Genomic DNA, 11,412 nt, shown 5'->3' with positions numbered 1-11,412 from the left:
TCCACCTCTCACGTCACACGGCCGGCGAGGTTATTCACCGAGCGTTGAATTCATTGTGTGTTGAATTCTGCCCGGGGTCCGGTCGCGACGCAAGAGGGGATCAGTGGTGATCGCGCGGTGGCGCTGCGGCGGTCCCGCCCGGCTCGACCACGCAGCCGTCCGGACCGCAGGTCTCGCCGTCGCCGAGCACCTGCAGCGCGGGGGCCCGATCTGCCCATGCCCGCTCCAGTGCCTGCGTGAACACCTCCGGCGGCTGAGCCCCCGATACGCCGTAGGTGCGGTCGAAGACGAAGAACGGCACGCCGGTCGCACCGAGTTCGGCGGCGGTCTGTTCATCGGCGCGCACCGCCTCGGCGTAGGCCCGCGGGTCGTCGAGGGTCGCGCGCACCTCGGCCGCGTCCAGCCCGGCTCGCGAGGCCAGCTCGATCAACCGTTCCCGGTCCCCGAACACCGGCCGCTCGTCGGCGAAATTGCCCTCGTACAACGCGTCGAGCAGTTCTTCCTGCCGCCCGCGCTCCAGTGCGAAGTGCAGCAGCCGATGCATGTCGAAGCTGTTGCCGAAGTCGCGTCCCTCGGTGCGATAGGGCAGGCCGACGGCCTGCGCCTGGGCCGCGATGCCGCGTTCGTTGGCGGCTGCCTGAGCCTCGCTGATGCCGTACTTCTCGGCGATATGGGCGACCACGGGGCCGCTGTGCCCGGCCGGCAGTGTCGGATCCAGCTCGAAGGATCGATGCACGACCCGCACCTGGTCGCGGTGTTCGAAGCCGGCCAGTGCCTGCTCGAAGCGCCGCTTGCCCAGGTAGCAGAACGGGCAGTTGATATCGGTCCAGATCTCGACCTGTACGGCCATGGTCACCTCATTCGCGTCTTCCGAAAGTCCTGACATGTCAACCGGGCGGGTATCCGGCCTGTTCCCGGAGGTGTGACCGGCATCACATCGGGGCGTGTCACGAAAGTCGCGGCCGACTTGTCCCATCACCGAATCGCACAGTCGACCCGCCGCGAAAGGACAGGACCATGAGCGACACCCAGCGCAGTGATCGGAAGACCCAGCGCAGCAACCACGAGACTCGGTTCGAGCCGGACGCCGGGCGTCAGCACGAGATCGTCGTCCTCGGCGCCGGTTACACCGGAATGCTGGCGGCGATCCGGCTCGCGCGCCGCAGCCGCAAGCAGGCGGTGCACATCACGCTGGTCAACCCGTCGGACCGGTTCACCGAACGGCTGCGTATGCATCAGGTCGCGGCCGGCGCCGAACTCGCCGATCACCGGATCCCGGACCTGCTGGCCGGAACCGGTGTGGCCTTCCGCCGCGCCTCCGCCACCGCGATCGATCCGGTCGCCCATCGCGTGATCTGCGACGACGGCGTCGAACTCGGCTACGACACCTTGGTCTACGCCCTCGGCAGCCGCGCCGACACCACCACCGTGCCGGGTGTGGCCGAGCATGCGTGGACCCTCGACGATCCGCGCACGGCGCATCGGATGTCGCAGCGTCTCGCGGAACTCGAGGCCGGCGGGGGAGCGGTCGCGGTCTGCGGCGGTGGTCTCACCGGCGTCGAGGCCGCCACCGAGATCGCCGAATCCCACCCCGGCCTCACCGTCACCCTGATCAGCACCGGTGAACCCGCCGCCATGCTGGGCGAGCGCCCGCGCGCCTACGTCGAGCGTGCCCTGGACCGCCTGAACATCTTGCGCCGCAGCGGAACTCGCGTCACGAAGGTGCTGCCCGACGCCGTGCGCCTGGACAGCGGCGTGATGGTGCCCGCCGGGCTGACGCTGTGGACCGCGGGAGTGCGCGTAGCCGCCCTGGCCGCCGCGGCCGGCATCACCACGGATGCGGCGGGGGCCGTCGTCACCGACCCGACTTTGCGGTCGGTCTCGCATCCGGACATCTACGCCATCGGCGATGCCGCCGCCATCACCCAGCCGTGGGGGCGGATGCACGGCACCTGCCAGAGCGGTATGCCGACCGCGGCCTACGCCGCGGACGCCATCGCGCGGCGGCTGCGCGGAAAGTCGGTGCGGCCGTTCCGGTTCGGATACTTCCATCAGCCGGTCAGCCTCGGCCGCCGCGATGCGGTCATCGGATTCACGCACGCCGACGACAGCCCCCGCCGCGCCTACCTGAAGGGCCGCGCCGCGGTGCACTACAAGGAGTTCGTGAGCAGCAGCCCGGTCCCGACATTCCGGCTGAGCCGCCGCGCCAATGTGTCGGTCACGCTGTCGCGTGGGGGACGCGCGACGCGCGCGGCCGGCCGGATCGCGGCGTGAGGGACCTGCCCCGATATTGCGGGCCCTCGAGCGATCGGGAGAGGATGAGCGCATGGACGGTGACGCCGAGGACGCCGGTGCGGTGACCGCGCGGCCCGCGGACCCACCGGCGGACCCCGGCGATGCGTTCGACACGCATCGCCGGCTGCTGTTCGCCACCGCGTATCAACTGCTCGGCAGTGTGGCCGACGCCGAGGACGTGCTGCAGGACGCCTGGCTGAAATGGCACGAGGTCGACCGGGAGCGCGTCCGCCACCCCAAGGCCTACCTGGTGCGGACGGTCACCAACCTGTCGCTGAACCGGCTCACCAGCGCCCGCGCGGTACGCGAAACCTATGTCGGCCCGTGGCTGCCCGAACCGCTGCTCAGCGAACCCGATGCCACCGAGCGCGTCGAAATCGTCGACACGGTGTCCACGGCCATGCTGGTCGTGCTGGAGACACTGGGCCCGGTCGAACGGGCGGTGTTCGTGCTGCGCGACGTCTTCGGATTCTCACCCGCCGAGATCGCCGGTTTTCTCGATCGCCCCGAGCCGACCGTCCGGCAGATCTCGCATCGCGCCCGCAATCATGTGCAGGCCCGCCGTCCCCGCTACGACACCGATCCCGTTGCGCGGCAGGAGATCACCGAGCGGTTCCTGGCGGCCGCCAACGGCGGCGACGTCAACGCGCTGATGCAGCTGCTGGCCCCCGACGTCACCCTCTGGAACGACGGCGGCGGCAAGGTCACCGCGGCCCGCCGGCCGTTGCACGGCCCCGACCACGTCGCCCGCTGGCTGCTCGGTGTGCTGGCCAAACCCATCCTGACCGGAATCCGGATGCGGGCCGTGGTGCTGAACGGCGAACTGAGCGTGGTCGGCGAGATCGGCGGATTCCCGGTCGGCGCGCTCACCTTCGACATCCTCGACGGTCGGGTGCAGAACCTGCGCTTTCAGGTGAACCCCGACAAACTCGCCGGGCTGCGCCCGCCGCAGTAGAGCCGCTACCACTGATTCGCCCGAAATGTCCTGTGCGGCTATGGGATGCGCTATTTTTGTCATCCGCCGGGACAGTTCCGGCCGAAATTAGAATGGTAGGAGTTTCACAAGTGCACAGCGTAGCGAGCCGCACCCGTCGCACCACCCTGACCGGCTGGCTGCTTGCCGCCGGTGTCGGCTTTGCCGCCGTCTTCGCCCCCACGGCGACCGCGACCGCCGCCCCGGCCTTCATCTCCTGCCCCGCAGGCGATTACGAGAACGTCGACCACGCCTGCGTCCCGCGTCCCGGCTCGGATCCCGACGGCGCGACCGCGCAGTGCGGCGACGGCACCTACAGCTACAGCCGCCACCGCAGCGGAACCTGCTCCCATCACGGCGGTGTCGAGCGCTGGCTCTGACCGAGCATGGTCCACGGCGGGCGTGGCGTCGGTCACCACGGGTGCTCGAGTAAGAATGAGAACCCGTGTCTGCCGAGGAACTCGCCGTGGAACCGCTGGCCGCCGCTCGCCGCGTACTGGGCGCGACGATGCGGTCCGGCCCGGTCGCCGTGCGCATCGTCGAGGTCGAGGCGTACGGCGGTGACCCGGCCGGACCGTGGCACGACCCGGCGGCCCACTCCGGCCGCGGGCGCACCCCGCGCAACGCCGTGATGTTCGGTCCGCCCGGCGTGCTCTACGTCTACTTCAGTTACGGCATGCACACCTGCGTGAACGTCACCAGCGGCCCCGACGGCGTCGCCAGTGCCGTGCTGCTGCGGGCCGGCGAGGTGATCGAGGGCCACGAGGTCGCGCGCTCCCGGCGCCCCGCGGCCCGCGCCGATACCGATCTGGCGCGCGGGCCCGGCAACTTCGGCAGTGCCCTGGGAATTACGCTCTCCGACTACGGCACCGCCCTGTTCGACCCCGCGGCGCCGATCAGATTGGAATTGGGCCCCGAGATCACCGACTCCGCCGCGATCGGGGTGGGCCCCCGCGTCGGCGTGAGCCTGGCCGCCGACCGCCCGTGGCGGCTGTGGTTGCGCGACTCCCCGGCGGTCTCGGCCTACCGCCGCAGTCCGCGCGCCCCGGAGGTCGGGCGGTCGGCCTGAGCGGTCAGCTCGTCAACTCGGCGCGGATCCGCCCGCGCTGCGCCGCCGCGATCGTCGCCGCCGATTCGGCCGCCGCGACCGTATCGGCGACGCCGAGCGTCCATCGAACGTCACCGCCGACCCGGAACTCGCCGTAGACCACGTATTCCGCACCCGCGCCGGCGGGCAGCCGATGGTGGGTAGCCTGCAAAGGCTCGATCGAGATGCCCTGTGCGGCAAATATTTCCGTGAGCCGACTGGCATCGGCGGCCGTGCAGGTCGTCTCGACCTCGGCCCCGGCATTCGGCGCGGTGATCACGACGTCGCCGGACTCGCCGAATCGCCAGTGGATCCGGCCTCCGGCGCAGGCGATACCGTCGCCGGTCGGGCCGTACACCTGCTGCAGCAGCTCCCACAACCACCGCGCACCCACCTCGGCGCCGGTGTCGTCGGTATGGCGTTGCACATGCCGCGCGAAGTCGATCTGCAACCGTCGCGGCAGCTCCAGTCCGTATCCGGTCTGCAGCAGATACGCGATACCGCCCTTGCCGGACTGTGAATTCACCCGGATCACCGCCTCGTAGCTGCGTCCGACATCCGCCGGGTCGATGGGCAGATACGGCACCTGCCACTCGATCTCGGATTCCGGCACCCCGGCCAGCTCGGCCCGCCGGCGATGGTCGGCGAAACCCTTCTTGATCGCATCCTGGTGCGTCCCGGAGAACGCGGTATATACCAGATCGCCGACGTAGGGGTGTCGCTCCGGGATCGGCATCCGCGTGCAGTACTCGACGGTGCGGCGAATGCCGTCGATATCGGAGAAATCGATCATCGGGTCCACACCCTGGGCGTGCAGATTCAGGGCCAGCGTCGCGATGTCGACGTTTCCGGTGCGCTCACCGTTGCCGAAGACGCAGCCCTCCACGCGCTGGGCTCCGGCCAGCATCGCCAATTCCGCGCAGGCGATGCCGGTGCCGCGGTCGTTGTGCGGATGCACCGACAGGATCACACCGTCGCGGCGGCTCAGATTGCGATCCATGTATTCGATCTGGTCGGCGTAGACATTGGGCGTGGCCACCTCGACCGTCGCCGGCAGATTCAGCACCACCGGGCGCTGCGGGCTCGCGTCCCACAGCTGCGTCATCGCATCGCACACCTCCAGCACGAAATCCGGTTCGGTGAGCATGAAAACCTCGGGGGAGAACTGGAATCGCAGATTCGGCCGGTCGCCGGCCAGCCGCGCGATCTCGCGGCCGCCCGCGAGGATCATCTCCGCCACCTCGGCCCGGGACCGCCCGAGCACGACATCGCGCCACAGCGGCGCGGTCGCGGTGTACATGTGGATCACCACGTCGTTGGTGATCCCTTCCACGGCCTCCAACGTCCGCGCGATGAGATCGGCACGGGCCGGGGTGAAGACGACCAGGGTGACGTCGGCGGGCGCGAGCTCGGCGTCGCGGATCAGGCGGACGAAGTCGAAATCGGCCTGCGAGGCACTCGGGTAGCCGACCTCGATCTCCTTGTAGCCGATCGCGACCAGCATCTCGAAGAATCGGCGCTTGCGCACCGGATCCATCGGTTCGGCGAGGGCCTGATTGCCGTCGCGCAGGTCGACCGGCACCCACAGCGGGGCGGATTCGAGGCGTTTCGAGGGCCAGTTGCGCTCGGTCAGCGGCACCGAAACATGGTGATACACATCGTGATAACGATCCGAGGGCATGGCGGAGGGGCGCTGGCGATTCCAGCGGGGAGTGTGGTCGGGCACGGGATCGGCTTTCTGCGTCGGAGGTGTCGACCGGCGCAGCCCAGCAACCCGCGGGCAGGGTGCCGGTCGTTCAGACCCCGCCGCGGCGGCCGAGGAGAAGCAGTCCCTGTCCCATGTCGGCTACCATAGCGAGTGACAACTCCTCAGACAAGTAGAGAGGTGAGGGCCGATGGCGACCGTGCAGAGGCAACCGCTGGCGGCCCAGGCCGCTCAACTCCTGCTCGACCGGATCCGCTCGGGTGAATGGCCGCTCGGACACAAACTGCCGGGCGAGACGACCCTCGCGGCCCAGCTGGGCGTGGGACGCTCCACGCTGCGCGAGGCGATCCGGGAACTGTCCGGTCAGGGCGTGCTCGAAAGCCGCCAGGGGGCAGGCGTTTTCGTCACCGCGCTGGAGGTGGCCGAAGACTGGGACGAGGTGCTGCGCCGTGCCGACATCGCCGCCGTCATCGAGGCCCGCATCGCCATCGAGGCCGAAGCCGCGGCTCTGGCGGCGCAGCGGCGCACCCCCGCCGACCTGCGGATCATGCGGAAGGCGCTGGCGGTGCGTGCCGGATCCGACGATTCGGTCGACCATCTCGTCGACGCCGATACCGCCTTTCACCGCACGGTGATCGCGGCGGCGCACAACGAGGTGCTGTTGCAGTTGTTCGACGCCTTCGTCCCGCGCGTGCACCGCGCGATGACGCAGATGCTGCGCATGCGGCCGATGGCCGATCCCGCCGCGGACCATCACGCCCACGAGGTGCTGTTCGAGGCGATTCGCGATCGGTCGGCCCAGACGGCGGCCACGGCCAGCCGGGTGCACCTGAGCGCCCTGAGATCCGCTTTCTCCTGACCGATGAATTCTTCCGGGGTGGCCCGTCTTCTGTGGTGAGCGCGCTCGAACCCACACCGAGCATCCGGAAGGACACCGAATCATGACCGCCGTCACCGCCTCCGCCCCGTCCGTCGCCACTCGTCCCGGCAAGATCCGCACGCGCGTGCTGTGGACCCTGCAGATCGTGCTGGGCCTGTTCTTCGTCATCGCCTCGGGGCTGCCGAAGGTGGTCGGCCAATCCGACGCCGTCCGCATCTTCCACGACATCGGCTGGGGCGACTGGTTCCGCTATTTCACCGGCCTGGTGGAGATTTCGGGCGGTATCGGCCTGCTGGTGCCGCGCCTGTCCTGGCTCGCCGCCGCCGGACTGTCGATCACCATGGTCTGCGCGGCCGCTACCCAGGCCTTCGTCATGGACGCCCCGGCCGGCGCGATCTTCCCGCTGGTCCTGATGGCGGTCTTCGCCTGGATCGCCTACGAACGCCGCCCCGCACACTGAACTCGCACCCGCCAGATGGGCCCGCTCCGGAAAACACCCGGCGCGGGCCCATCGACATGCCGGCTGAAGACTCGTCAGCCGCCTGCTCCGGCGTCACGTTCCGGTTCCGCCGCAAGGGTTTCGGTGCGCCGATGTATGCCGGGGCTGACCCCGTAACGCCGTTTGAACGCGGCACTCAGACTGAACGCCGTCCCGTAACCGACCTGCCGCGCGATCGACTCGATGGTGGCGTCGGTCCCGCGCAGCAGGTCCGCGGCTCGCGCCAGCCGCCATTCGGTGAGGTAGGCGATCGGCGGATCCCCGACGAGTTCGGTGAACCGGCGCGCGAGCGCCGCCCGGGACGCGCCGACGGTCGCCGCCAGCTCGGCGACCGTCCAATCGTGGGCGGGATTGTGCTCGAGCAGCCGCAACGCCTGGCCCACAACGGGATCGGCGTAGGCGCTGTACCACTGCGGCGCCTCCGCCCGTGCGAACCAGGTGCGCACTGCGGCGATGGTCAGCAGATCCAGCAGCCGGTCGAGCACGGATGCCTGCCCGGGGATGTCGCGGCCGGCTTCGTCGACCAGCAGGCCGAGCAGACGTTCGTCGACCTCGTGACCGTCGAGGACGGCCCGCGGCGGCAGTGCGCGCAGCAGACGGTCGCTGACCGTGCCGGCCACCTCGTAGGTTCCGGTCAGCAGCGCGGTGGTTCCGGCCGCGTTCGTCCCCCAGCTGCGAACCCCGAGATCCCATGTCTCACAGAGCAGTTCACCGTCCGGAGTGGTCGTGGTCTGCCCAGGGTGAACGATCGCCTGCGGCGGGGTCGACGGTTCGTCGGCCACCGTGTACGGATCCGGACCGCGCAGAATCGCGACCGCACCTTCCTCGAGCCGGATCGGATCGTCGCCGTCCGGTACGAGATAGGCGTATCCACGGGTCACCACCACCACCGTGAGCGGCGCCCGGTCCTGGATCCGCAGCGACCACGGCGGGTCCAGCAGCGAGCGCATCACGAACGCACCGCGAGCGCGCGGGCCGTCGAGCAGGTCGGCGAGGGCATCCATGCCACGACGATCGCGCATGGCGGCCGGTGCGGCAACCGGCTTCCCAGCACCGGCGGGACAACGGAACCCCGGGAAATCACGCACGATCACCGGCATCGCCGATCACCCGCGCGGCACACCGGCCGGCTCGCCACCGTCGGTCACCGGCCACCCGCCCTCGGCCGCGGTCCGGCGGGCATAGTCGGCGAACGATCGCGGCGCCCGCCCCAATGCCCGCTCGACACCGTCGGTGACGGCGGTGTTGCGGCCGTCGAGAACCGTGCCGAACAGATAGGTCAGCGAGTCGACCACTTCCCGAGGCAGTCCCATCTCCGACATCGCGGCGGCGTATTCGTCCAGGCTCACCGGCCGATACCCGATCGCGCGACCGGTAGCGGCGGCGATCGTGGCCACCGCCTCGGCGAAGGTCAGTGCCTGCGGCCCGGTCAGTTCGTAGATCTCACCGGTATGCCCGTCCTCGGTGAGTGCGGCGACAGCGACATCGGCGATGTCCTCGGCGTCGACGAACGGCTCGGCGACCGTATCGGCGGGCAGTGTCACCTGTCCGGTCGCGATCTCCTCGGCGAGAAAATCCTCGCTGAAGTTCTGTGCGAACCAGCTGCACCGCACCACGGTCGTGGCCAGGCCGCTGCGCAGGGCGATCTCCTCACAACGCTGCGCTTCCGGCTCGCCCCGGCCGGACAGCAGAACCAGTCGCCGCACCCCGGCCCGGCGTGCCACCGCGGTCAGTTCTCTCACCGCCTCGTCGGCGCCCGGGGCGGCAAGATCCGGCTGGTAGGTCAGGTAGACGGATCGAGCGCCGTCCAGGGCGGCCGCCCAGGTCGTCCGGTCCTCCCAGTCGAACGGGATCGCGGTCGAACGGGAGGCCGGGCGCACCTCGATGCCGCGCTCGGCCAGACGCGCCACGACCCGCCGACCGGTCTTCCCGACGCCGCCCAAGACGACGACGGGGCCCACGGCCGTGTGGTCGGGGCCGGTCTTCGGGGTGGACGTGCGGTCGGTGCCGGCGTCGGCGGAAACCGTTGTGGTGCCGAGGGTTTCGTTGTCGATCATGGTGTTCTCTGTCATGTATCGAGTACATCCGGATCCGAGGCGATCGGCCATGGCCCGGACGCTCGCACACATACGCACGCGTCCACGCTCCGCTCGCGGACTGCCCAGCCGACGATCGTCGAGCATCGGCCGGGCCCCCGACGCATCGGCGCGGTTCATTCCTGACCGAACGGCCCGCCCGGCCCGGACATCGCCGACCCAGCGCAGCCGAGCGGGCTCGGTGCGGAAAGATGGGAGGACGTGAGCGCCGACATCATCGACGAACTGACCTGGCGTGGGCTGATCGCACAGTCCACGGATCTGGACGCCCTGCGGGCCGAAACGGCGAAGGGCCCCATCACCCTGTATGCGGGTTTCGACCCCACCGCGGCGAGTCTGCACGCGGGCCATCTCGTTCCGCTGCTCACGCTCAAACGCTTCCAGCAGGCCGGACACCGCCCGATCGTCCTGGCCGGCGGCGCCACCGGTCTGATCGGTGACCCCCGCGACGTGGGGGAGCGGGTGATGAACTCGACCGATACCGTCGCCGAGTGGGCCGACCGGATCCGCGGCCAGCTGCAGCGTTTCGTCGACTTCGACGATTCGCCGACCGGCGCGATCATCGCCAACAATATGGACTGGACGGGCAACCTCAGCGCCGTCGACTTCCTCCGCGATATCGGCAAGCACTTCTCGGTGAACGTGATGCTGGCGCGGGATACCGTCAAGCGCCGCCTCGACGGCGACGGCATCTCCTACACCGAATTCAGCTACATGCTGTTGCAGGCCAACGACTTCGTACAGCTGCGCCGCGCCCACGGCTGCCGTCTGCAGGTCGGCGGCTCCGATCAGTGGGGCAACATCATCGCCGGCGTCGAACTCAACCGCCGCCTCGACAGCGAGCAGGTCCACGCCCTGACCACCCCGCTGGTCACCTCCGCCGACGGTAAGAAGTTCGGCAAGTCGACCGGCGGCGGCAGTCTGTGGCTCGATCCCGAGATGACCAGCCCGTACGCCTGGTACCAGTACTTCGTGAACACCGGCGACGCCGACGTGATCCGCTACCTGCGCTGGTTCACCTTCCTCGACCGGGAGGAACTGGCCGAACTCGAGACCGCGACCGCCGAACGTCCGCATGCCAGGGAAGCGCAGCGTCGCCTGGCCGCCGAAATGACCACGCTCGTGCACGGCGAGGCGCACACCCGCGCGGTGCAGCTGGCCAGCCAGGCGCTGTTCGGCCGCGGCGATCTGCACGATCTGGACGAAGCGACACTCGGCTCCGCGCTGGCCGAAGCCGCGGGTGAGGGCATTGTGGCGGAGGCCGGCCCCGAATCGACGATCGTCGATCTGCTGGTCGCCTCGGGACTCTCGGACAGTCGTGGCGCAGCTCGCCGGGCGGTCGCCGACGGCGGCGCCTCGGTGAACAACGTCCGCATCTCCGACCCGGAGTGGATGCCCGCCGACACCGACTACCTGCACGGACGCTGGTTGGTTTTGCGGCGCGGCAAGAAGAACTTCGCCGGCGCCCGCCGAGCCGGGAGCTGATCTGGCCATGACCTGAGTCACATCCGTGTGATTCGGGTCGGTCACCGGCCCGGAGCCGGGCCGGTGACCTGCGAAAATGCGAGCCGACGTGGCGATTTGACGTTCTGTTCTCCGCCACGTAACTTATTCCAAGTCAGAGCGACACGGACACCGACCCGGAGCCGAGAGGCCCGGGACAACGAGGTCGGACGAGGAGCGCCTGACAATCACACTGGTTCGGTAAGAGGGACCCCGATTTGGTCGGGAACTTCTGGCTGAGCTAAGCTGTAAAAGTTGCCCAACCGATCGACCGGGAAGAATCCCGCGAGATTGCTGGTGCGTGTGTTCTTTGAGAACTCAATAGTGTGTCGATGAATGTCAGTGCCAAATATTTATTTTGGTTCCGTTCATCC

The 11,412-nt window shown here is 69.3% G+C and carries 11 protein-coding genes; 7 read left to right on the top strand and 4 right to left on the bottom strand.

All coding sequences use genetic code 11. The features are described from left to right. Nucleotides 1–100 precede the first annotated feature (100 nt). Nucleotides 101–850: a DsbA family oxidoreductase gene (locus tag A5789_RS05600; protein WP_064905905.1), complete on the bottom strand. Its 750-nt coding sequence runs from the start codon at nucleotides 848–850 to the stop codon at nucleotides 101–103. 167 nt (nucleotides 851–1,017) lie between these two features. Here A5789_RS05600 and A5789_RS05595 point away from each other — a divergent pair, with 167 nt between their 5' ends. From A5789_RS05595 to A5789_RS05580, 4 genes are all read left to right on the top strand, one after another. Beyond that, nucleotides 1,018–2,274 (top strand): NAD(P)/FAD-dependent oxidoreductase, encoded by a 1,257-nt coding sequence (locus tag A5789_RS05595; RefSeq protein WP_064905863.1) that lies wholly within the window; start codon nucleotides 1,018–1,020, stop codon nucleotides 2,272–2,274. A 52-nt stretch (nucleotides 2,275–2,326) separates the two neighbouring features. Further along, nucleotides 2,327–3,250 (top strand): RNA polymerase sigma factor SigJ, encoded by a 924-nt coding sequence (gene sigJ, locus A5789_RS05590; protein WP_082940481.1) that lies wholly within the window; start codon nucleotides 2,327–2,329, stop codon nucleotides 3,248–3,250. A gap of 110 nt (nucleotides 3,251–3,360) precedes the next feature. After that, nucleotides 3,361–3,648, top strand: a complete 288-nt coding sequence (locus A5789_RS05585) for a DUF3761 domain-containing protein (protein WP_227462772.1) — start codon at nucleotides 3,361–3,363, stop codon at nucleotides 3,646–3,648. Nucleotides 3,649–3,713: 65 nt separating this feature from the next. Beyond that, a complete protein-coding gene (locus tag A5789_RS05580) occupies nucleotides 3,714–4,337 on the top strand; it encodes a DNA-3-methyladenine glycosylase (protein ID WP_063016122.1) in 624 nt (207 codons plus the stop codon). Nucleotides 4,338–4,341: 4 nt separating this feature from the next. Here A5789_RS05580 and A5789_RS05575 read toward each other — a convergent pair whose 3' ends face one another. After that, entirely contained in the window at nucleotides 4,342–6,036 is a 1,695-nt protein-coding gene (locus A5789_RS05575) for a 2-isopropylmalate synthase (protein ID WP_064905861.1), read from the bottom strand. A 214-nt stretch (nucleotides 6,037–6,250) separates the two neighbouring features. Between A5789_RS05575 and A5789_RS05570 the strand changes: the two genes are divergently transcribed. Together A5789_RS05570 and A5789_RS05565 are read left to right on the top strand one after the other, a co-directional pair. Beyond that, complete coding sequence (locus tag A5789_RS05570) at nucleotides 6,251–6,919, top strand: FadR/GntR family transcriptional regulator (RefSeq protein ID WP_063016124.1); 669 nt, start codon at nucleotides 6,251–6,253, stop codon at nucleotides 6,917–6,919. An 82-nt stretch (nucleotides 6,920–7,001) separates the two neighbouring features. Further along, complete coding sequence (locus A5789_RS05565; RefSeq protein WP_064905859.1) at nucleotides 7,002–7,400, top strand: DoxX family protein; 399 nt, start codon at nucleotides 7,002–7,004, stop codon at nucleotides 7,398–7,400. A gap of 74 nt (nucleotides 7,401–7,474) precedes the next feature. Here A5789_RS05565 and A5789_RS05560 read toward each other — a convergent pair whose 3' ends face one another. Both A5789_RS05560 and A5789_RS05555 read right to left on the bottom strand, forming a co-directional pair. Then, on the bottom strand, nucleotides 7,475–8,443 hold the full coding sequence (locus tag A5789_RS05560) for an AraC family transcriptional regulator (protein ID WP_064905857.1): 969 nt from the start codon (nucleotides 8,441–8,443) through the stop codon (nucleotides 7,475–7,477). Between the two features lie 102 nt (nucleotides 8,444–8,545). Continuing rightward, nucleotides 8,546–9,511, bottom strand: a complete 966-nt coding sequence (locus tag A5789_RS05555) for an NAD(P)H-binding protein (protein WP_227462771.1) — start codon at nucleotides 9,509–9,511, stop codon at nucleotides 8,546–8,548. Nucleotides 9,512–9,736: 225 nt separating this feature from the next. On the opposite strand from A5789_RS05555, the gene tyrS reads away from it, so the two are divergent. Then, nucleotides 9,737–11,020: a tyrosine--tRNA ligase gene (gene tyrS, locus A5789_RS05550; RefSeq protein WP_063016127.1), complete on the top strand. Its 1,284-nt coding sequence runs from the start codon at nucleotides 9,737–9,739 to the stop codon at nucleotides 11,018–11,020. Nucleotides 11,021–11,412: the final 392 nt, after the last annotated feature.

It is taken from the genome of Nocardia sp. 852002-51101_SCH5132738, from assembly GCF_001665695.1.
GTDB classification, from domain to species: Bacteria; Actinomycetota; Actinomycetes; order Mycobacteriales; family Mycobacteriaceae; genus Nocardia; species Nocardia nova.
Note: the sequence above shows the minus strand (reverse complement) of the source record. Positions and strands in the feature narration are given on the sequence as shown.